The sequence below is a fragment of the Endozoicomonas arenosclerae genome (genome assembly GCF_001562015.1).
GTDB classification, from domain to species: domain Bacteria; phylum Pseudomonadota; class Gammaproteobacteria; order Pseudomonadales; family Endozoicomonadaceae; genus Endozoicomonas_A; species Endozoicomonas_A arenosclerae.
Genome location: NZ_LASA01000121.1, coordinates 62,558 through 84,638, shown reverse-complemented (window position 1 = coordinate 84,638; position 22,081 = coordinate 62,558). Strand labels below are relative to the sequence as shown.

Annotated in this window: 14 protein-coding genes and 1 tRNA gene; 3 read left to right on the top strand and 12 right to left on the bottom strand. The window is 46.7% G+C overall.

From position 1 onward, the window contains the following. Positions 1–289 precede the first annotated feature (289 nt). From WG89_RS19645 to WG89_RS19625, 5 genes are all read right to left on the bottom strand, one after another. Positions 290–856, bottom strand: coding sequence for a DUF4276 family protein (locus tag WG89_RS19645; protein WP_062269000.1), 567 nt, complete (start codon positions 854–856; stop codon positions 290–292). Next, positions 856–2,040, bottom strand: coding sequence for an AAA family ATPase (locus WG89_RS19640; RefSeq protein ID WP_062268998.1), 1,185 nt, complete (start codon positions 2,038–2,040; stop codon positions 856–858). The genes WG89_RS19645 and WG89_RS19640 overlap by 1 nt, the downstream gene beginning before the upstream one ends. 511 nt (positions 2,041–2,551) lie before the next feature. After that, the gene (locus tag WG89_RS19635; protein WP_062268995.1) at positions 2,552–2,935 is read right to left on the bottom strand and encodes a DUF1016 N-terminal domain-containing protein; all 384 of its coding nucleotides are present in this window, start codon (positions 2,933–2,935) and stop codon (positions 2,552–2,554) included. Between the two features lie 266 nt (positions 2,936–3,201). After that, on the bottom strand, positions 3,202–4,356 hold the full coding sequence (locus WG89_RS19630) for a saccharopine dehydrogenase family protein (protein ID WP_062268993.1): 1,155 nt from the start codon (positions 4,354–4,356) through the stop codon (positions 3,202–3,204). Position 4,357: 1 nt separating this feature from the next. After that, entirely contained in the window at positions 4,358–5,434 is a 1,077-nt protein-coding gene (locus WG89_RS19625) for a saccharopine dehydrogenase (RefSeq protein ID WP_062269029.1), read from the bottom strand. Between the two features lie 178 nt (positions 5,435–5,612). Here WG89_RS19625 and WG89_RS19620 point away from each other — a divergent pair, with 178 nt between their 5' ends. After that, on the top strand, positions 5,613–7,925 hold the full coding sequence (locus tag WG89_RS19620; protein WP_062268991.1) for an aminotransferase class III-fold pyridoxal phosphate-dependent enzyme: 2,313 nt from the start codon (positions 5,613–5,615) through the stop codon (positions 7,923–7,925). Positions 7,926–8,088: 163 nt separating this feature from the next. Here the strand turns inward: WG89_RS19620 and WG89_RS19615 are convergent, their stop codons facing one another. The 6 genes from WG89_RS19615 to WG89_RS19590 form a co-directional block, all read right to left on the bottom strand. Continuing rightward, positions 8,089–8,418: a hypothetical protein gene (locus tag WG89_RS19615; RefSeq protein WP_216638520.1), complete on the bottom strand. Its 330-nt coding sequence runs from the start codon at positions 8,416–8,418 to the stop codon at positions 8,089–8,091. Between the two features lie 523 nt (positions 8,419–8,941). Next, a tRNA-Pro gene (locus WG89_RS19610) sits at positions 8,942–9,018 on the bottom strand. Positions 9,019–9,137: 119 nt separating this feature from the next. Continuing rightward, positions 9,138–9,470: a DOPA 4,5-dioxygenase family protein gene (locus tag WG89_RS19605; RefSeq protein ID WP_062268988.1), complete on the bottom strand. Its 333-nt coding sequence runs from the start codon at positions 9,468–9,470 to the stop codon at positions 9,138–9,140. A 295-nt stretch (positions 9,471–9,765) separates the two neighbouring features. After that, the gene (locus WG89_RS19600; protein ID WP_062268986.1) at positions 9,766–10,104 is read right to left on the bottom strand and encodes a hypothetical protein; all 339 of its coding nucleotides are present in this window, start codon (positions 10,102–10,104) and stop codon (positions 9,766–9,768) included. A 124-nt stretch (positions 10,105–10,228) separates the two neighbouring features. Next, positions 10,229–13,525: a PAS domain-containing hybrid sensor histidine kinase/response regulator gene (locus WG89_RS19595; protein ID WP_062268984.1), complete on the bottom strand. Its 3,297-nt coding sequence runs from the start codon at positions 13,523–13,525 to the stop codon at positions 10,229–10,231. 93 nt (positions 13,526–13,618) lie between these two features. Further along, positions 13,619–18,667 (bottom strand): hypothetical protein, encoded by a 5,049-nt coding sequence (locus WG89_RS19590; protein ID WP_153301701.1) that lies wholly within the window; start codon positions 18,665–18,667, stop codon positions 13,619–13,621. A gap of 623 nt (positions 18,668–19,290) precedes the next feature. Between WG89_RS19590 and WG89_RS19585 the strand changes: the two genes are divergently transcribed. Together WG89_RS19585 and WG89_RS19580 are read left to right on the top strand one after the other, a co-directional pair. Beyond that, positions 19,291–20,493 carry an MFS transporter gene (locus tag WG89_RS19585; protein WP_062268980.1) on the top strand — a complete coding sequence of 401 codons (1,203 nt, stop codon included), beginning with the start codon at positions 19,291–19,293 and terminating at the stop codon, positions 20,491–20,493. Between the two features lie 124 nt (positions 20,494–20,617). After that, the gene (locus WG89_RS19580; RefSeq protein WP_062268979.1) at positions 20,618–20,881 is read left to right on the top strand and encodes a PepSY domain-containing protein; all 264 of its coding nucleotides are present in this window, start codon (positions 20,618–20,620) and stop codon (positions 20,879–20,881) included. A 59-nt stretch (positions 20,882–20,940) separates the two neighbouring features. On the opposite strand, the gene WG89_RS19575 is transcribed toward WG89_RS19580, so the two are convergent. Continuing rightward, positions 20,941–22,047, bottom strand: coding sequence for an acyl-CoA desaturase (locus WG89_RS19575; protein ID WP_062268977.1), 1,107 nt, complete (start codon positions 22,045–22,047; stop codon positions 20,941–20,943). Positions 22,048–22,081 lie beyond the last annotated feature (34 nt).

The window sequence follows — 22,081 nt, the reverse complement described above, 5'->3', positions numbered from 1 at the left end:
GGCTTTTTTTGTTTATAGGGCGCAGTTTTTCTTAAAATTCATTTTATCTGATGTGCTTGAAATTGCTTTGCTAGCAGTCTGTCGGACTTATGTTTTTGAGTATGAATTTCAGTGGAGCGAGTCAGATCTTTCGATCGATTTGTGCGAATAGCTGGACTATTTAAGCAAATGCATCGGAAAATCTGGCTACTCTTTCTGGAACTACGGCTGAAATCGTCTTAAGTTCGACAGGCTCCTAGCATAAGACTTTCCTTTGTGAGCTTCATAGATAAATCCGGTAGAGCCTGCATCAGGTTGCCCTAATCTGCTTTAGATATGCCTCCAATCCACTTAATAGATGGTGAAAGCTTTCAGAAGTGTTGGCGTCGAGAGAAAGGTGTGGAGAGATTTTTCGAGCCCCAGCCATTTTCTGATAACCCTTCACCAATCTTTTCAGCTCTTCCTGGGCATTGGCCAGAGCATCTGGGTTTCTGAATTTTTTACTTTGCTGCTTGCTAGCCAGCTTGGGCAGATCAAAAGCAGTACCAACAGCCGTCAGATCACCTAAAAACCAGCTCTCCAGTTCATGCACTGCAATACGAATCAGGGTTTCAGGTCGATCATTGTCTTCACACAGTTTTTTCAAGCGTTGTTTTAGTTGTATGCAATTGCTCTGATCCTTATCACGAATCACCACAAACCAGCTATTTGGAACATTCCAATGCTTCAGTTTGATAGGAATAGACTTTTCTAAATCCTGTTTTCCCTCATGGGCAATACAAAGAAATGAAACGTTTGGGGGTAGCACTCTGGGTAATAAGCTTTCCAGCAGAATCTTTGCAGAAGGCTCTTCCAGCATAAACACCAGCTGAAACATCAGGGATTCACCCCTTCAAATAGTCCTTGCTTCCAGAGAGCGCCTGGTAAATCTCCGCCCTTGACCAGGCTAGCTAGCAGAGAATTATCGGAGGCGCGTTCAATGTTGGTGACACCTTCTTCTTTTTTCAGCCAGAAAATTTCATCAAGCTCTATATTATTAAGCATATCCGGGGAGTGACTGGTCACCATCACTTGGCCTCCCCGATCTGAGTATTCCCTGAATTCTTCAGCTAGCTCAGGCATAAGGCTTGGATAAAGCTGATTTTCTGGCTCTTCCACGCATAACAATGGATGAGGGGAAGGGTCATTCAGCAGCAGTAGATAGGCAAACATCTTTATTGTGCCGTCAGAAACATACCGAGCGATAAATGGATCTTTAAAGCTGCCATCTTGAAATTTGAGGACAATCCGACCATCGTCGGTTTCCACCGCCTTAACGCCTTCCACACCGGGAACCCTCTGTTTCATTTTTTCCAGTACCCGGTTAAAAATATCTGGATGTTGCTCAAAGAGGTATTGTGCAACTAATGCTGTATTATCCCCACGGGAAGAGAGATGTTCGGCATACCCTGCATCATTGGTGATTCGAGCCTCACTAATATGGAAGTCTGAGACATGCCAATGTTCTATCAGTTGTCTAAATGCACTGGCAGCCTTAAAGCGCTGAAATTGACCTAATCCTTTCACGGCTAGAATATCCGGGCTGTCCAGCGTCTGCTCTTCTCGATCAAGTTCAGAGTCTTTCTTGTTGAAGTCTTCTTCATTGAGGATGGCGTAGCCTGAGCCGTTACTAAAATCTAGAAAATGATAGGGCGAGCCGTAGCTTCCTCGTTTGTAACGTAAAATCTCTCTGGTAATAACTGGACGATTGCTAACCAGCTTTATTTCCAACAGATAGGTAACCAGCCGTTCGACTCCACTGATAGCAAGTCGAAACTGAAGGGTAAATACAATTGGCTGATCAATACAGCCTCGGGTAACTACTTCTCTGAAGCCGCCTCGTTTCTGAAGAGCCGTTCGGACATTGCCAGCCAGAGCGTCTTTCAGAAAGCCGAACACATCAAAGAGAGTGCTTTTACCGCTGCCATTGGCACCCACAAAAACACATAGGCCAGGCATGTTACGAATCAGAACATCCTGAAAAACCCGATAGTTCTTTATAGATAGGGATTCAAGCTTCACTGTGCTGCTCCCATAATCGTTACAATTGATGGTGTCTTTTTCATAAGCCTATCATCTTTTTTACATGGCTTTTCTGTCAACGTCATAAACTCCTGCAGAACCTGCCGTAGAATCCGAAAGGTTCACTCCTCTGTTTCCTATTTTATCCAACAGTAATCACTCAGGCTGTATTTGTTCCTGTAGCTCCTGCTCGTTGAGCTGGTAATGGAGACCTTTGGAGGCAAATAGCTGTAAACTGTCCGTTAGCACTGAGTTTTTTTCATTGCTTCACTTTTTAGTTGCAAAGTATCAGGACGATGGTGAGTTATCGTCATAATATTTACGGTACTGGACGTGGATTCGAATAAAAGTTTCCATCTGCTTTACATCCTGAGAGCTGAGTTTACCAATTTTTACGTCGATCAGAAGAAAGCAATTCAATTTGAAATTTTAAAGATCAGGTCAAGCTGAAAATCGTGATCTCCTTTGCAAATGAACTACTGCTTTTCCTGAGCTACAGACTGAAATCGCCTTAAGTCCTACTGAGGTATAGAGGATTGTCAATACGAGTCAGGCGGCGGTAATGTGTCCAGCTCAATTCGGTACGCAGTGCGTTCCGTTTTGGAAAGGTCAGATAAAACGCTCGCATATTGCGCAGGTTACGTACATCAAATCCACGGCCAAACTCCTTCGTTAACTGCTTCGAAAGAGTTTGCAGCAGCAGCTTGCCATATTCAGCGCGGGAATTACCTTGTTGCTCATCCTCAACGATCAGCCGTCCCACCTCCCAGTATGCCTGAACCATTGTATGATTAACGGTGCGCTGCAGGCTTTGGCGAGCCTCTGCTACAACATCGCGGATGGCCTGTAACAAGTTTGGGCTCGCAGTTTTCTGAGACGGCTGCTGGTCGGTCATTGGACACCTTAATGATAAGGGAGTGGCTGCCAGTGTTATTACTTTGATCAAACTTCCCAACTACTGAGAAAGCCCAGAGGTTGGATTGAGAAATATATTTTATGCCAAGTTAGCCCCGGTCTGTTGTCGGCTCCATTTCTTAAGTGAGTGCTCCTTTCTGACATACCTCCTGGTTATAGAAATGGGTACCATTGTGAGCTGGGCCAAAATTGACCTTCAAAATAGCTATTTCTGTCCTAATGGCACCCATAGGCTCTCTGTGTTGATTAGACATGCACAAAAATATGCTCGCCCATATCAGACATCTGATCCAGCCAGCTTTTAACCAGCTTGGGGTCATGGGGAGCGGCAGTGACTCCAGTGGCCAGTTTATTTGCCAGTAAAGACTCTGCAGCCAGGGCGACGGTGAGTGAGACCAGTCTTGCCATTGCGGAGCCTCGTTCATTCCCTGCTTCATCAACGCCGTAACTTTGTTTGAACAGAGTGGTTTCACCCGTGGAGTTTTTCACTTCCAGCTCCACAGACAGAACAACACGGTCCGGTTCACCTGGCTCATACTGGTACTTTTCCCATAACTCATCACTGATACTGGCCAGTTCTTCCATTCCTTTATCACCTTTCAGGGTGTCAACCTTCTCGAAAAGTGATGACCAGGCTTCTGACCAACCATTAAGACGCAGTGTTCCGCGAACGAACTCTTGAACAGTCCAGTCTTCGGCAAAGCCATACTGCTTTAAGAAAGGTACTGAGTCCCTGTTGGGGTAAGCCTGAAAAACTTCCTCACTGCCATCTGCCCGTTTAAATGCATAATCAGTCAGTGCTTTCCAGGGCTTCTCAGTTTGCTGAATCTTGTTTTTGGCAATCCACTGAGCAGGTGATTTAAGAGCCTTTAGAACACCGAGGGGTGACCAGGAAAACTTGTATTTAAAATCGTTGGCGTGCTTGGGAAACCCACCACAATAGGAACGAAACGCATGCTGGTTGTCTGGGCTGAAGACATCGGAGTTTTTGTATTGTTCAACCAGTGCATGGGCAAACAAATGATCCAGTCCGGGGTCGAGTCCTACCTCATTAACAAAACTCAGATTTGCTTCTTTGGCTCTGGCATCCATTGCCTGCATTTGGGGGGATATGTAGCTGCTGGAAATGAAATGGGCTTTATGGCCCAGGCAAAGTTCTGCGACTTGAACGTGTAAGGTAGCTGGGAGCATGGACACCACAATGTCGCCCGGTTGAATGGTTTTCTCCAGAGTGGGCCAATCCAGCTGTTTAACAGGAATGTTTATCCCCAGATGAGTTACAGCCTGTTCAGCTTTTTCCAGTGTTCTGTTCCAGAGTACAATGGTGTGATGGGATTGAGCGATTTTTAGGATGCCCGGCAGAGAGGATAAGCCGGCACCCAGCCAGTGAATGGTTTTCATATTATGCCTTTTTGAATTCACGAACTTTTGCTTCAAAAATCTGATGAGCTTTTTTCCAGACGCCCTGTTCCAGGTTGTCCAGTTCCAGCAGGTAAGGAAGTAACTGCTGACAGAAGTCTTCACTGCTCTCTACCGGCAAAAGCGACGGAAGATGATCAATGGCAATAAGATCCAGAGGGTTGTCTGAGTCAATCAGGCGCATTGTCGGCTCAACAAAGCTGGTGCATTGATCGTAGATCGGAAGAGGATTGTAATCGCCATATGGATCACAGCTGACATCGCAAATCACACTCAAGCGTCTGTTAGCTCTCTGTATTAAATCTGTGGTGATAAATGGGGGGATTTTCTTCTGTATAAATACGCAGTTGATCACAGCATCGACTTCCAGCAGCTCTGGAAAGGGACCGCCCCTCGCTGTTTCTTCCATATCCCACTCAATAACTTTTACACCGGCAGATTGGAGCATTTCAACGGCCCCATGACCACTTCCGCCCCTGGCACCAATAACCAGTGCTTTCAACTCAGCTGAACTGTCCAATTCAGATCGAATGTCATTAATCAGTTGTTGTTTATCCTGGTAAGAGTGCAGAGGAGGTAATACTGGACTCTTTTGTTGGCGGTTGCCAGCCAGAGCTTTGAGGGCGACAGCAGCCCCTGCAAATCCGGCCCAATAGCCAAAGGCGGCTATTCGACGATGATTATCGTCTATCAGATATTCCAGATCGAACAGTTGTCCATTCCCTTCTATAAAGCGTTGTAAAACCTGTTGCCAGCCATGCTGATATTTATAGATATGGGCGAAGTGGATATGTCGATGCTCAAGTGGCCATGACTCGTTATCTAACTCTTTCAGGCCAAGAATAATGGTGCTCTTGTCAGAGTGTCTCCAGCTGTGGGCAGGGACAATATCACATCCAGTCTCTGCAAAGGCATGACTGCTAATGGCTCTCTGGGGCGAGTCTTCAACGGTGACTTTGTAACCTGCTTTCAATAGTTGGGCGGCAGTGTTTGGAGTGAGAGCAACTCTTTCTTCGAGAGGTTTGGTTTCTGCCCTCAGCCAGATATGGGCTCTGCTCATTGCTGGAGAATCCTGTTTTTTTGTTCTGGTCATGAAACAGTGAATCGGAATGTCTGATTCAGAAGCTCAGAAATACCATCCATCCTTGATGTACTTTCTGTCGTCTTTGCTTTTTGTTAGATTGTATAAAATATCCAAGCAGTAAGATAATAGCAATAAAACAGATGGATTACGGAGCATGCAACAAGCAGTTGTGGAGAATGGACATCAGGTTATTTCAGAGGTGGGCAGGCACTACGGTATTCAGGTTTCGCTCAAGGCTTTACCGAGCTACATCGATCTGAATTTCCTGGCAACGGATGATCAGGGTGTACGGTATGTTGTGAAACTGGCTAATCCGGATGAGTCTGTGAGTGAGCTCGATATGCAAAACCAGATGATGGACTATCTGGAAGGTAACCGACTGGGTAAGTACGAGTTTCCTGTCGTTTATAAGAACAGGCATGAAGAGAGTATTACTGCTATTCAGTTTAATGGTCAGCGTCGGTATCTGCGTCTGCTTAGTTTTGTTTCCGGTGTTTTTTATTCAGAACATCCATTAATAGAAAAGCTTCATCAGCAGCAGTTAGGTGTTTTTTTAGGACGATTTGCCAGGCATACCGAGTGCTTTGATCATCAATGCAGTCAACGTTACCTGGACTGGGATCTTAAGCAGGCTGAAAAAGTGATTACGGATAAGCTGCGATTTATTGAGGACGCTGCGAAAGCAAAACAGATCACCTCAATGGTTGAAATGTTCCGTCAGCAGGTGATGCCTTTTGCCGATACTTTGCCGCAGCAGGTGATTCACAATGATGTCAATGATTACAATCTTCTGCTGTCAGGGCATGAGCAGAGTGCCAGAATTCATGGAGTCATAGATTTTGGGGATATGCTCAAAAGCTGGCGAGTTAATGAGCTTGCAATTGCCGCGAGTTATGCGTTGCTTGGCCAGCCAAAGCCCATTGAAGTGATCAAAACCTTGTTGCTGTCTTACCATCAGGAAAACCCTCTGACACCGGTAGAGGTCTGGGTGCTTTTTCCATTAATTTGCACCCGACTGTCTACCAGCGTCTGTAACTCTGCCAAAGCTTATGCAGAAAACCCTGAAAACGACTATTTGCTGGTATCTGCCCAGCCTGCCTGGCAGGCCATTGATTTGTTGCTGAAACTGGATTCAAAATCTGTGGCCTTTGAGTTGCAGTGTCATTGTCGTTTTGAGTCTGAAGCCGGTAAGCGTCACAATCAAATTCTGGCAAAACGATCCGACAATCTTTTTAAAACATTGAGTGTTTCATACCAGGAGCCTTTGCTGATTGAACGAGGGCAGGGACAGTTCTTGCTGGATGATCAGAATCTTGCTTATCTGGATATGGTCAATAATGTCTGTCATGTGGGGCATTGCCATCCTGCTGTTGTCAGGGCTGGGCAAGAACAGATGGCCATGCTCAACACCAATACCCGCTATCTGCACCCCAATATCGTTGAGTACAGCGAAGCCTTGCTGTCGACTTTTCCAGAAGAACTCAGTGTTGTGATGCTCGTTAACTCCGGGAGCGAAGCCAATGAGCTCGCCATGAGATTGATGAAATGTTTTACAGGTTCAGAAGAATTGCTGGTGGTGGATGGTGCCTATCACGGGAATACCAACAAGGCGATAGAAATCAGTCCCTATAAATTCAATGGGCCGGGTGGTGAAGGTGCGAAGGATAATATCCACATTGTGCCAATGCCTGATCCTTATCGGGGTCAATACAAGGGAATGGAAGAGGAGACCGGTCAAGCTTATGCACGACAGGCTGCGAATAAAATCAAATCAATGGACAAACCTTTAGGTGGTTTTATCTGCGAATCCCTTCAAGGTGTGGGAGGCAATCTGATCATGCCCGATGGTTACCTGAAAGATGTTTATCAGGCTGTTCGTGAAGCCGGGGGGCTATGTATTGCCGACGAGGTTCAGGTCGGCTTCGGACGGGTAGGCTCTCACTGGTGGGCATTTGAAACTCAGGGCGTAGTGCCAGACATTGTGACATTGGGCAAACCCATCGCCAACGGTCATCCAATGGGAGCTGTGGTCACAACAAGAGCGGTTGCTGATGCTTTTGTCACAGGGATGGAATACTTTAATACTTTCGGAGGCAATCCGGTTTCCTGCGCTATAGGAAAATCGGTCCTGGATACGATTGAGAAAGGAAACCTGAAGCAGAATGCTATTGATACCGGCGAATACCTTCTCACTAAGTTAAAAGCATTGCAGAAAGACTATCCGTTGATAGGCGATGTCCGGGGGCTTGGGTTATTTATAGGCCTAGAGCTGGTTTTGGATGAAGCGCTGACGCCAGCCACGGAACAGGCTCAAGCGTTAATAGAGTATATGAAGAAAAGTCATATTCTTCTAAGTCTGGACGGTCCTCTCAACAATGTTATGAAGATCAAGCCACCAGTGGTGTTTAATCGGCAAAACGTTGATTATTTTATTGAATGTTTGAAGTGTTATCTGGACAGTAACTGATGATCTGATCCTATCTTGAGAGAGTATTAGCGCGAACAAAGTTGTCTGTCCTTTACAGAGCTGTCACTAATGTCGAGTGGTGACAGCTCCGGAATTACCCGCTACGTCAAGAAACTATAAGAATGGGATGATGAGTTATTGCTTTAGTCCCCAGTGGTCATGATTAGAACTGGGTCATGGAAATTTCAAGTGATTCAAGCACTGCTCGCTTGCTTCCTTGCAATGAGTGAGTGAATTGATAAGGGTCAATTGCAAACGTCACATTATTTCCGGTCATCAGAGCCCCAAGTAAATAAGCATCTTCAGGCTTGTAATTGACATCAATATCATCCCTGAGCATTACAAAGCCATCGGGAAGCTTTGAGGCTTTCATGTACATCTGGTGAGACTGCCCATCTACTGTAAAAGTCACCAGTTCATAGGCGAGGTGAAGGGAAGGCATTTTTCCTACTATAACCAGTTCCACTCCGGCTTCCTGAGAGGTCGTGATCATGATTCCTGAGCCTGCTTTTACCGTACCTGCAGTCACACTGTCTGAACCGACATCGACCTTCCATTCAGCTTGTGTTGAGGTGGTAAAAACCAATGAGAAAATAAATAGTGAGATGAGCTTTTTAAAAGTATTCATGTAGCGTTGTATATAAGGGCGTTTCCAAATGCCATATTTAAGGCTTTCAGACAAACGGTTATAGAAAAGTGCGTGAAGGCTGTGATTTTAAGGGATTGCTTGACCTGAGTTCATAACACCTGGAAGGATGAAGAATTAGTTATGCGAAACCTTAACTTATTAATAACTGTATCAGAATAGTAACGCTGGAAGAATTGTGAACAAAACGGATTCAGGACACTGGCTTTGCTTGTAATAACCCATTAGGGCAGGAAAAACACTTAAGGCAGTAGGATTATTTTATTTCAATTAACAGAAAAAGTGAGCTTAAAGAAAAGTAATACGAAAATATGCTGTTTCTGAAAAGGTGATAGCGTTTAAGTAAGAAATGATTTTGAAACTAAAATACTGGTCGGAGCGAGAGGATTTGAACCTCCGACCCCCACAACCCCATTGTGGTGCGCTACCAGGCTGCGCTACGCTCCGACTTTGTTCTGGGGGTGAAGAAGTACCCCGCTGACTTGGCCGTATATTACCTTGGCGACCGCAATTTGCAAGGGAAATCATTCCCTTGCCGAGTGCATGAGACTGCCGGTTTTTCCTGTTTACTGAAACAGTCCAAGGTTTAAAGGTTCAATGCTTCCCATCCAGATTGCATAATCGGTATGGTCCTTCAAATCATCGCCTGTCAGTGGGTGAATAAAAACAGTCAGGTCTTTACGGTTGAGTGCCAGCCAGGGGATGACTTTGGCAAACTCATCATTATCAAAAGCCAGTTGGCAGCTCCACACTGGGTGAGGTCCAACGGGTTTCTTGTGCATTCTGCCCACGTCAACGTTAAAGAGCTTACTTGCCTGAAAGATCACGTCTTCAGCGAGATTGAAGGTTTCTTCGTTGTAATAGAGGTGAGCATGATAGCCCTTAATGGCATCAGTCATGAATTATTATTCTCATTATAAAATCTAAAAAGAAGGGGCATTACAGCCTCCTGCTAAGGAATAGTTTGAAACAACTTCCTTGTTGAAACCCTCTCAAAACCCGTTCGGGCTGAGCCTGTCGAAGCCTAACACCACGACCCTTCGACAAGCTCAGGGTGAACGGAATCCGTATGTAAATCAGGAAGATATTTCGAGACAAATCCTCAGCCCGGAAATTTCATAAAGTGTCGAGCTTCTCGCTCTGCTATTTTTTCGGCCTTGAACCTGTTGAAAGCGACTTTATGAATTTTCCGGGTTAGTGCAGCGTTTCGTCTTTGATGCTGTGAAATTTGGCCAGCACCTCATGCATCATTTTGATCTTTTTCAGAATGCCCTGAATTTTAACCTTCTGATTTTCAGGCTCCATAATGGGCAGGCTCTGAATCTCGTCATTCAGTTCAATCAGGTAGGGAAGGAAGCGATTTTCCGAAACACCAAACCCGGAGTCTTTCTGGAAAATGGCTGCAAACTTACCTTTCTCTTCTTTTTTCAGCAACTCCAGCTGCTCATCCGCATTCAGGGCCAGAGGGTAGATGTCTTTCAGGCTGAGGGTCAGCTTGGCCTGAATTTCCTCAATATTAATGGTTGAACTCATTGATTACTCGATGGGTAAAATTATTGCTGCAGTATAGGTTAATCAAAGTCTCTGTTGTAGCGGTATAAGCCCGTTTCCCATAAACGAAACCAACTGATGAAAGGTCACTGATCGAGGAGTGAGCTTACACTGTGTTTTTGTCCGACTGTTTTTTCAGTTGTTCGTAGAATTTTTCCAGTTCATCCATATCGCAAGCTTCGGCAATCTGGATGAGGTATTGGCAGTAGGCCTGCATTTCTGCTTCTTTAAACTCTTCGGTGATGGATGTCAGTTCCTGGATGTCTCCAAATTCCAGTACCTGTGAGACTCGTCTCAATAAGGCTTTCTTGTGCATTTCATCCAGTAGTGGCAACTCAGAAGGCTCTGCCTTTTCTGCGGTCGCAGGTGATTCTTTAATACTCAGGTTCAATAGACTGGCGACCACCTGCAGCAAATAGTTGACTCTGAAAGGTTTGGCCAGAACGCCATCAAAGCCTTTTTGCTTCAGGCGTGTTTTTATATCGGAGCCTGCACTGGCAGTGACCGCTATGACTTTCAGGTTTTTAAGCTCGGGGTTTAAACGAATGTGCTTCAATGCCTCTATGCCATCCATCCTGGGCATTCTAATGTCCATCATAACCAGTTCTGGCTTGCTTGCTTCCAGACAAGCCAGAGCTTCCAGACCGTCGCATGCTTCCAGGGTGTTGAATCCGGCTTCCTCCATAATCACTTTGAGAAGATCCCTGTTAATCTCCAAATCATCAACAATAAGAACGTTATAAGTCTGATCTTCAGGGAGAATGAGTTCCACCTGATCTGAAGAGAAGATGTTGTCTGAGTCCAATGCCGGGGCTTCTTTCAGGGGAATAGAGAATGTAAAACAGCTGCCTTCACCCGGATGGCTTCTGACTTCCAGATCATCACCCATTGCTTTGACCAGGTGACGACTGATGGCCAGACCCAGGCCGGTTCCTCCCGATTTGAGGCCTTCATCCAATTGTCTGAACGGATCAAAAATAATGTCAAAGTTATCCGGATCAATGCCCACTCCGGTGTCCATTACTGAGAAACTGATTCGCTCAACTCCGGCTTTGACCTGGATCTCTACCTTGCCTTCTTCAGTGTACTTGATGGCATTCCCTAAAAGGTTGGTTAGGATCTGCCTCAGTTTTACCTCATCCACTTCAACCCAATCCGGTACATCTTCATCAATGCTCAGGTTCAATTGCAAGGCTTTATGTTCTGCTCTTGGTACGAAGAGCTCTCGAGTTTCCTGAAGCAATTGTCTGATGTCTACGGGTACGGGATGCAGCTCCACGCCCTGAGTCTCTATTTTTGTCAGATCAAGAATGTCGTTGATTAATGTCAGCAGGTGTTGACCGCACCGTTCAAGAATTGCCAGTTTCTGATGTTGGCCGGGATTGAGGCCGCCTGATCGCTGCAATACCTGTGCATAACCGATAACGCCATTGAGTGGCGTTCGCAATTCATGACTCATGCAGGACAGGAACAGACTCTTTGAACGACTGGCTGTAATGGCTTCGTCATGAGCGGTCAGTAATGCCTGCTCAATCTGCTTTCTCTCGGTGATATCCCTGATAACCACAGATATAAGGACACCGTCGCGGGTTATTAGTGGATTGCTCGTGAGTTCCGCAGGAAAGGTTCTGCCCAATCGGTCTACTGCTTCTGTTTCCTGACGGAACAAGCGCGTTTGTTTCCAGGCTCTTTCAATCAGTGGGCTCAGAAGAGGGTGCTGTTCACGGGATTGGGGAGGAACCAGCAGTGACAGAGGCATATTGATGAGCTCTTCCCTCGGGAAACCCAGTAGCTCAACCGCTCTGGAGTTTACCATGACAATAATGCCGTCGGGATTCAGGATAATCATCGCGTCGGGTGCTGAGTCCAGAAGTGCCTTGAATTTGAGAGTATCGCTGACTCTTTCCGTCACATCATTAGCCAGTCCCTCAATGACTTTCTGTGAGCCTGAGGTCATGGCACTCCAGAACAGTTCAATCCTTCGGGACTGGCCCTGCCTGTTCTGTATGTCCAGCTCAAAGGCTTCTACCGTTTCTCCTCTGACGACTTTTTCAAAGTTGCTTTGAAAATTGCGGTTATCCGGGTCTTTACTGAGAAAGTTTTCAAATGGGCCGGTAAACGATTCACGACTGTAGCCCAGTACGGACTCTACCGAGCGGCTGACATGGACAATCTGACCTTCGGTGTCCAGTTGGAAGTAAAAGTAACGACCTTTCAGTCCCTGGACAATATGCCCCATATTATTGGCTCTGGCTTGATCCAGGGCTTTGTCTCGGGCTTCCAGCCATTGGGTTAGCTTGACGAACGATCGTGCCAGTGATCCGGCCTCATCACGGGACCGGGTGTCGGGTATCTCAACCAGCTGATGGTGCTCTATAAAAGTGTCCATGCAGGACTTCAGCTTTATCAAAGGGAGGGTGATCTTTTTGGAGGCATACCAGATGCCGCCCAGAATGAGCAGCAGTGAAATCAGCATGATGGCGATATCCACCAGAGCTATATCAAGCACTCCCTGGAGAGCGTGTTGACGGCTGACGGAAGTGTAAAGCCACCATTGAGAGGACGCGACTGGGGCTCCAAAGAACCAGTATTCTTTCTGGTATTGAGGGTTGGGTATCCAGGCCCGGAAGGTTTCAGCACGGCCTGAATCAATCCATTGCTCTATCTGGTCACCAAAGCCTTCAATACCGTAGACCTCACCGGTTTGTCGCAGGTTTTTATGGCCAAAGCGATTGGCTTGAACACTGTCGCTGTAGAGATAATCGCCACTGCGATCCACCATATTGAACTTCCAGAGGTTGATTCCGATGTTCCTTCCTTCAAACATTCTCGGATTAATAACATCATGAACCATCCGGTTGATATCGACATCCAGTTTGAGTAAGTGTCCAGTATCGGGTGATTGACCTGGTACGATGAAACTGACCAGCCTCTTACCGGTTTTGGAATCTCTGTACAGCTTGCTCCAGAACTCGTTGGATTTTTTTATCTGTTGCCAGCTTTTACCCAGTTCTGTGGGGGGCTGATCAGAGAGCTTGACCGGTTCGACTTTACCTTTTCGCTGATAAATACAGACAGAACCCGATGTGTGGTGAAGGTCTATCCAGCAGACCCTTGTAAGAAAAGGGCTGGAGGCAAGAATGCTGTGCAGCAAGGGGTAGGCCGGGTATTTTTTTGCTTGCAGCAGCTGGGTCTGGGCTTTGGCCTGGGACATGATCTCCTGGGTGTAAGCATCCAGAGTACGGGCAAAGTGCACGACGTTATTGCGCATCTGGATTTCTATTTCATGGGAGGATTCCTTGAATGAGGTGTATATATGCAGTGCACTCAGCAGGTTATAGAAGAGCGTGACAGGCACCACTGTGAACAGAATGATTTTTTTTCGAATAGAGGGTTTGACCACGCCCTGCCTCAAGCACAAATCCTAACAACCTGTACAGAATAGCCAAGGGTGGTAAAGTTGCTAACGCTTTGCTGAGCAAATGCTTCAGAAGTATCAACTGCCTGGGAAATTACTGAGGACCAGAATCAGAATAATCCCCAGCCAGCGCATCCAGTAAGCCGCCTCAAGCCGGGTGCAGGGTATCCCTAATGTGTGTTGAATACACTGACTGAAAGCCTCCAGTCCGGCTTCAACCTCATTGGAGTCTTGTTTCAACAGTTTTTGCAGATCCTCTGCACTGATGGGGGGTAATGTCGCCAGTAAATTTCCAAAGTCCAAGGGCAGGTTATCCACTGATATTTCCATGCCATCACTGTCAGAGGGAAAGCCAACTGCCGTGGGCGGAGGAGGTGGAGATTCAGGCTCAGTTTTTATGACAATGTTTGGTACTACTGGCTGTTCTCCAGAGGGGGGACCCGTTGCTTCTGTTGTTACAGGAATGAGCTGGGGCATGGGGGGCTGGATGTTCGCTGTTGGGGCTAATGCTGGCGGTTGTTGTGGCACAACAGGTTCCCAGTGTGTCCCTGCATTCATCATATTCTGGGGAAGCAGGGGAGCATGAAGATTGCCATGAAACAGTGTCAAAGTATCTGGGTCATTAAGCCATTCCATGATCTGCTGATGATTATTGGTGGGTTGAGGTACAACACCCAGAGTAGGGTTGCCCGCCATCGCCGGGATAAACATGGCGCCCAGCGGGTTCTCTGGGTTGTGAATGGCTGGGGCAACTATCATCACGTTCAAGGGTGTATTTGCGGCTTGCAGCAAAGGCATCAACAGGTGCTCAATCAGATTGTTATCCCCCCACATATCTTGTCCTGGCTGGAGAGGCATAAGGCCCTGCAACATTTGGAAGCCAGCCTGCGTGGGGTTTTCTAAAAGGTTGTTCAGGGCTTGGGCGCCTAGTCCAAGGAACAACATATGAGGCGTCAGTATCGGTCCTTCATTTTGCCATTGCTGGCCCAGATTCTCGACCAGATCATTGATTAATGCCAGGTGCTGGTCTTCACCTGCCAGTGCTGCCAGGTGGTTGATCACGTTGGCCAGCAACAGGTCCAGAGCCGTATTATTACCGGCATGGATGATCAACTGATTCAAAATGGACCAGAGTTCCTCATTGTCCATTTGATCGATGTTATCCAGGATCTGGTTGTAGTCAACTGGCAGTTGTCCCAAAAGGCGGGCAGGAAGGTTACTCAAGAGTCTTTTAAGAAGCCATCTCAGCTGGTCAGATGCATTGTCGAGTAAATTTCTGAGCTGGAACAGAAGATGACCTCTTACTGTGCTGTTTTTTAATGCCAGAAAAACGATGTTCCTGAACAAGCCTCCAAAGACGTGGCCATGAATGCCACTTCTGCTATAAGGCGTGTTTCGTATCAGATGTCTCAGTAGATCAATGATTTGATCAATCAGTTTTTTGGCACTTTCCGGCCTCATGTTGAGCAGGTGAACCAAACTGTTATAGAGGCAGAAATGATCCCCTGCTACGGGAACAATATGGCACCATTGTGCTCTCAGATCTCTGATGGCTTGCTGCTCTGCTTGTTGCAGGTTAGCTTGTGCTGCTGCTTGATGGGCTCTGAGCCGGTCCAATTCTTCTTGTGATAGCTCCCTTACTCCCTGATGCTCCAGTTCCTGTTGCTCCCAAGGCTGCAGAGCAAGGCTTTCCAGTTTGAGTCGCTTGGGCGGGGGGGGCTGAAGTGCCGATTGGGAAGCTGACGGCTCATCCAGCAAATCCTGACTGTCAGGTGTCGTGTTTCTTTTTTCTTTTTTCGTTTTAACGGATTCTGGCAGTTTCAGAGTGAACCATTGATCTTCATTGCGGATACGTAAAACCCTGAGCAGGTAATCATAATTTCTGTTTTCACTAATCCATTGGTTTAACTGTTCAGTGGTAATGCTTAACTGTTCCACACGGCTGTACTCACCCTGGGTTCCCTGATGCGGGCTTGAATGAATCAGAATGATTCTGGGGCGGGAGGGAGGAGGGGAAGTATGGTAAGCGGCACCTGATATCATTTCATCGACCGAAGATGTGAGGTCAATGATCACCAGAGGTTTGGATTCACGACTGGTATTACGATGCTCCATGACTTCTTTTATCGCCTGTATCAGAGTGTCTCTATGGGTATAGCTTGGAAACTGGACTTTATCATGGCTGGGGATCAGACGAAGTTCTCTGGCAAGATAGTGACGCTCATAGGTCCCGGCTTGAAAGCGCAACCTGACTGTTTCGGGTAATGGGTAAACAGAAGAAACAGGAAAGAGGGTACTCAGACTATCCAGAGCCTTGGCCCAGCTCTGTGATTTGAGTTTGCTATAGGCTTCCGGAAAGGTAGTGGCTTCGGCCTGGATAATGTCCATGGGGTGAAGACCCCATTTTCTCATTAGGTCGGTAAGGCTTTTTCGGGTGAGGGTGCCGGAAGAGTAGCCGGTTTGCAGCAATTCATTGCCGGAGGCTGGCAGGGTCAGCTCCACAAATGGTGATTGAAGGCTGGTAGAGGTGCTGCTTCTTTTTCTGTGATTCTGTGGTGTGGGAGAACTGTCAGGTTCATCGAGGTTCGAATCCTGAGCATCCTGTTCAGAAGAAAGGGGTCTTTCGTTGGGAAATAATGGGATAGTCGTATCAGACAGGATTTCCCTGGCCAGTATTTCAAGCACGGGATCACTACTCAACTGAGATACTTTTTCATTGAAAGGCTTTTGCCCTAATATCCTGGTCAGGGTTGTGCTGATTTTATCTGAATATTTATTGTTGACCTGTTTGGTCCATTCGTCCTTTCTAATGTCATCAACCTGTTTCTGGTCATCCTCTGACAGGGGGGCCTGATACTGGGTCATCAGGTGAAGCCAGAACAGCTGCTGTAATTTTCTGCCCCCCAATTTGAAGGTCTCCAGGCTGTCTTCAATAATCTCGTTAGCACCGGCTGGATGAGCATCATATAACTCTTCATTGGGTAGGCCCGGCCAGGGATTCATGCGGAGGCTGGTTAGACGTTCCAGGTAATAGCGATTAACTCTTCGAATCAGGTGGTCTCTTTCGATTTTTTTTAATTCTCGCTCATGCTTTTTTTTTCGTTCAGTGTCATGAACGGGAATCGTTCCAGCGACTACATGCCAGTTAAGCAATCTTCTTAGTTTTCCCTCTTCTACGAGGGCCTGGTTGCTGGCCACTGAGTCCACCAAAGTTCTTAATGAGAGGCTGGCAGCATTACTGGTCTCGCTATCAGTAACCTGGACAGCTTCCAGCTCGGAGAAACGGTTCTCAAGAGCTTCTGTAAAAGCCCCCCGATATTTCTTGTCCACGACTCGCAGCCACCAATCTTGTTGATAATCTACCGGTAGATAGAGCTGGTGATGAAACTGATCCGGCCTCATCTCTCTGGCCAGTTTAAGAAGGTAGTGGTGCAGCTTTAACTTGAGATTGTTTCTGGAGCTGTTGTTCCGATACTGGATCACACTTTCCGCTGTAATGTCATTGGGGTCAAAGAATAAACGCTCCAGCGGCAGTTTACTGGCATCTGCTTGAATGGGACTGTTACTCAGGTAGTCTATATAACGTCGGTTCAGTTCCGGGTTGGATTGCCACTCATCCACTAGCATCAGGCGCGTTCGGTCCACCAGTTCCGGCATGATCTCATGGGCCATATCCCCTGCATGATAGGCAATATTGGCCAAGGATTTTACCACCAGTTTTTTGGCATCAGCCCAGTTTTTAATTTTCTCTTGATAAACCTGGTAGGGGTTGTAGCCCAGAATATGAGTGAGCATAGCGGCTTCGGGGCCACCATCGAACAGCAGTTGATCGAATAACACCAGTGAGCAGGGATGAAAGTCTGTCAGATCAGCCTGGGTAATCACGTCCCGAAGGTAGAGATCATTTCTTTTCCACTCTTTGCGGTATGAAAAACCGACGGCAAAGTTATCAGGCTTGGCATCGCAGCAAATTCTGTGAGCACAATCTTCGTTACCCAGTTTTTCCAGATTGTTATAAATTGCAGCGATAACAGCATGGAGAATTCGACTCACCGCTTCTGCATATCCCATATTATGGACTTCACCGTTCCTTCCTCTGGATTTGATCGACATGGCAAGTTCAGTGGGGCCAAAATCAAGCAAACCTTCAATGAAAGTCTCGGCCAGTTCATCTTTTCTGAGATGACGCTGGATCATGTAGATGGTATACCCTTCGCCCTCTCTGGCTTTAACTCTTAACAGTCTGGTAGGCTCCAGGTTGACGCCCAGCTCCTTGTATAGGGTTAGGGCTGCTTCATGGGTTAGCAGAAAGTTATCGGCATCTCGTCTGTTCAAGTAGCCGGGGAAGCGTCTGAGAGCGAGGCCTGGCAAGACATTATCCAGAGCGAAGACTACAGAAAACTGGCCCCTGCCTATTACCCTTGCAAAGGCATGAGTAAAGGATTTGTACTTCCCTGAGACATCTACACTCATGCCATCCTGAACATTCAAGAACTCACCCTGAACATTCTTCTCAAAGGTTTCCAGGAAATCCTGATAATTCTCATCTGAAAGCGAAAAGCCAAATGAGTATCCGGACAGCTCCTTTTCTATAGGACTTGAATAAGCTTGATCTGAGCTATAAAAGTGACTGGCCGATCTAAGATCATGGATACTCTTTTCGTCATCGAGGGTCTCGAATTCCACGCAGACTTCATAGGTGGCGTTCTGACTGTTGATGTAGTGGCAGAAAAAAGTCTGATTAGATTTCTTTTGTTGGCCGAGGAATGTGGCAGGAGGGTTAGGCACGAGAATAAAGGTTCTTTGTTTGGGCCTGACTTCTCCGTTTTTATGGTTTTGTACTCTCATTCTGACACTGAGTATAATTTCTTCGTCCGGAGTGAAAGTAAAGGGATTGTTGCCTGGCCCCAGTTGTTTGAAGGCCCCGTTTCTCATTCTCTGGAATGTAGGACCGGCCTTCAGAGATTGACTCTGGAAATCAATACTCCAGGAAGAGTAAAAGGGGCTGGCTGCCGGTATGGGGGTGACATGCGGGAAGGGATGAGTCTCAGGTGTGCCAGGAGGTACCGGGGATGCACCTAGAGGGGTTCCTGCCGGGGTTGAACTCAGTTCAGGGTCTATGAGCATATATTCTGTTTGATCTGCAGGGGAGCGTAATATATGGACGCGCCAGTAGCTGTTTCTAGACGCTAGAAGATCCCTTCGGCCTTGATTGAGTTGGCCTAGCATCTGGAAGAAAATTTCATATTTTTTGACTTGCTCGACATTTTCCAGAAGGCTGCCCAAGGCCGGTTGACTTACAGATAAGGCGAGAATAACCAGCATCATAAATATGGGGCTTTTGTTCCAGACACTGCGAATCAGGAACAGTCTAAGGAAGAGCGCATTAATCGTGCTCTTTCCGAGACGTGCCGTAGATACCGGAAATACTCTAGTCAATGCGTTTTTTGTCAGTACTGTCGTTATTTATTGATGTCTTGCTACAAGAGGTGCTTTGGCTTCGTTTCCAGACATTGCTATTTGTTGCCTATGCAGGCTGCCAATCCGCTAAAAAATTTATATTTATGAACACTCCAGATTAGACCAGTCTGCGTCATCCTTTGAGTGTGAATATTTATTTTATTTTCTGTTTAAGCCTTATTTTTAAAATAGAGCGAATTTCAAAGACATAACTAGTATTAGCATGTGTCTGATCAGTCGGCTCTTGGCTGCCCCGAAAATCCCAAATATTTGCTGTTCGAGGTTATGCTTTGAAGTGGAACTTTGGTGACAACCAGCTTTCTTGTGTCGTTGTCAGTCTTATTATTGCGATTCCTTCTTTGGCCTATACCTTCTATTTACCGGCTTTGCCAGGCATGGCAAAAACGCTGGGGATCCCTCCATCCGTGGCCAAACTGTCAATGACTTTTTTGATGATGACAGCTATGGCTTCCCTTTTGGTCATAGGCCCTCTCTCAGATCGTTATGGTCGCAAACCGATTTTGATTACGGGACTGTTCATCAATGTTGTTGCCTGTCTGATTCTCAGTCAGACGGACTCCCTGCAAATATTATTGATGGGTAAAGGTGTTCAGGGCATTGGTCTGGCCACTTGCTTTGCCGTGGCTTATCCCATGATCAGGGATGTTCTGGATGGGCCTGCAGCCATGCGAATGATGGCTATCTCAGCTGCGATTTATATTGGAGCCACTGTCTTGGGACCCACGTTAGGTGCTCATGTATATGATCACTTTGGCTGGTCTATGCAGTTTTATATAGAAGCAGCCTATAGCCTGATTCTGATCGTGTTGTTTGTGCCCTTTCTGCCGGAAACATTATCTCCCAAAAACAGAAAAGAGCATCCGACCTGGATAATCCAATACATTGATCTGATCAAAGAGCCCCGAAACCGGCAGCTATTGATTCAAGGCGCCACAGTCAATGGCGCCTTTGCTGTTTATATGACTTCTTCAGCCTTTCTTTATATGCATTACTTTGGCTTAAGCACAGTGATGTTTGGTTATCTGTACGGAATAAAGTGCTTTCTGCAGTTTATTGCCAGTGTTGTCACAGGAAAGCTGGTGGAGCATTATCCGGTTGAGAGTATGATGGTATTCAGCTATCGGTCATTGATTGGCTGCAGCATTGTGCTTCTGGCTTGTGTTTATCTCTGGCCAGAAAGTCTTCTGGCATGGGTGATACCTATGTCGGTTTTGTTGATCGCCAATGGCATTTTCAGTACCAGTAATCGTGTGGCTGTCGTTTACTTGAATGCTGACAGGGCCGGGGTGGCAAACAGTGGCCAAATTTTTCTGCACTTGATGTGTGACACACTGGGCAGTGCATTGGTAGCTATGTTTTATGATTCTTCACAAAATGTGGCCACGTTAATGGCAGGTGTTTTGTTATTTTCCTGGATCATTTCGTCGGTGCTTATGCCTTTGTTCGGCAGGCAGAAAGCCGTTGCTAAATAACAAGCAAGGTTTGTTAGCGCTTCTGTTTCAGACTTAATCCTGAACAGCAGGCAACCCTGCTAAGCTGGTATCGTTATGTGAGTTTTGTTTTTCTCTGGATGTATTGTTGTCAGTGGAGAGTACGATGAAACCTAAGGCTTTCTCTGTGTTTTTTGTGGCCATGATCATGGCATTTTGTTCCTCCTCTTTTGCCAAGCCCCCTCAAATTGTGGGTAAGCCTCTGTCCCAGATCATCAAAATGCTTGAAGACCAAGGGTATCGACCCATTGTAGATATATCCATGGATGATGGGTTATGGGAGGTAGAAGCTTACAAGGGCGATGAAAAAAGAGAGCTGAAAGTGAATCCGGACACTGGTGAAGTGGTATCCGATCGTCCAGACGATTGAGGCAAGGGGGCAGGGTATAAGTCTTTGGACTTATACCCTGAGTTGGAAAGGTGTTTCTATCAGGTCAGAAGACCCGCTCTGGCCAGTTGCCAGCGCTTCTGTTGTTCCTGCATTGAAAATTTCATTTCTTCATACTGTTTGTGCAGGTCTGAGTTTTCCCAGTTCTGTTTCAGTTCTTCAGTCTTGTGCTCAACCCATTGTTGACGCAGCTTGTACCAGTCATGCCAGGTGCTGCTGACCAGTTCATACTGTTCTTCCAGCTTTTGCAGGGCAATCTGGCAAGTCAGTTTCTGGCTGGCGTATTTGTACTGCATGTCGATCCGGGCTTTTTCAATACGATAGTCACTGACACGCTTGAGACTACCCGTCAGACCGATCTTGGAGCAGCCGTAAATCAACCATTTGGTGGGATCAAACTGCCACCAACGAATGCCGTTGCGATAGTCATACTGAAAAATGTGATGGTAATTGTGGTAACCCTCGCCCCAGGTGACCAGAGCCAGGAAGCCATTGTCGCGGGCAGTGTTCTTGTCTGTGTAGGGACGCTTGCCCCAGATATGGGCCAGTGAGTTAATGAAGAAGGTAAAGTGGTGGCTCAGTACCAGACGTAGCACGCCACCGAGAAGCAGCATGGCGACAACATCACCCATCATGAAGCCAATCAGGGCAGGCACCCCGATATTCATCAGCAGTACCAGGGGGACGTAGTATTTTTGCTGCCAGGTGACAATGGGGTCTCTTTGCAGGTCCTTGATATTGGATAAATCACCCGCTTTAGGGGCATAGTCACGCAGCATCCAGCCAATGTGAGAGAACCAGAAACCACGGCTGGCGGAGTAGGGGTCTTTATCGTAGTCATCCACAAAGGCGTGATGGCGACGATGGCCCGATGCCCAGTTCATGATGCTGTTCTGGGTCGCCATGGCACCCCAAAGGGCAAACCAGAGTCTCAGCGACCAGTGTGCCTGATAAGCTTTGTGGGACCATAGACGGTGGTAGCCCGCCGTAATGGCAGTGCCGTTAAACATGAGGATCAATCCGGCAACGATCCATTCACGCAGCTCGAAGCCGTGAGTGAAACCGTACCAGGGGACAAGGGTGACCATAGCCAGAAACGTCAGCGAAAAAAGTAACGTGGTCACCCAAATACGACGGGGTTTCTCCATTGTGCGCTCATATAATCTTTATCGAAGAGTCCCG

Coding starts and splice junctions, on each gene's coding strand:
- WG89_RS19635 (WP_062268995.1), bottom strand. CDS start 2,935: ATGACCGACCAGCAGCCGTCTCAGAAAACTGCGAGCCCAAACTTGTTA.
- WG89_RS19600 (WP_062268986.1), bottom strand. CDS start 10,104: ATGAGTTCAACCATTAATATTGAGGAAATTCAGGCCAAGCTGACCCTC.
- WG89_RS19605 (WP_062268988.1), bottom strand. CDS start 9,470: ATGACTGATGCCATTAAGGGCTATCATGCTCACCTCTATTACAACGAA.
- WG89_RS19645 (WP_062269000.1), bottom strand. CDS start 856: ATGTTTCAGCTGGTGTTTATGCTGGAAGAGCCTTCTGCAAAGATTCTG.
- WG89_RS19625 (WP_062269029.1), bottom strand. CDS start 5,434: ATGAGCAGAGCCCATATCTGGCTGAGGGCAGAAACCAAACCTCTCGAA.
- WG89_RS19575 (WP_062268977.1), bottom strand. CDS start 22,047: ATGGAGAAACCCCGTCGTATTTGGGTGACCACGTTACTTTTTTCGCTG.
- WG89_RS19615 (WP_216638520.1), bottom strand. CDS start 8,418: ATGATCACGACCTCTCAGGAAGCCGGAGTGGAACTGGTTATAGTAGGA.
- WG89_RS19580 (WP_062268979.1), top strand. CDS start 20,618: ATGAAACCTAAGGCTTTCTCTGTGTTTTTTGTGGCCATGATCATGGCA.
- WG89_RS19620 (WP_062268991.1), top strand. CDS start 5,613: ATGCAACAAGCAGTTGTGGAGAATGGACATCAGGTTATTTCAGAGGTG.
- WG89_RS19630 (WP_062268993.1), bottom strand. CDS start 4,356: ATGAAAACCATTCACTGGCTGGGTGCCGGCTTATCCTCTCTGCCGGGC.
- WG89_RS19590 (WP_153301701.1), bottom strand. CDS start 18,667: ATGCTCATAGACCCTGAACTGAGTTCAACCCCGGCAGGAACCCCTCTA.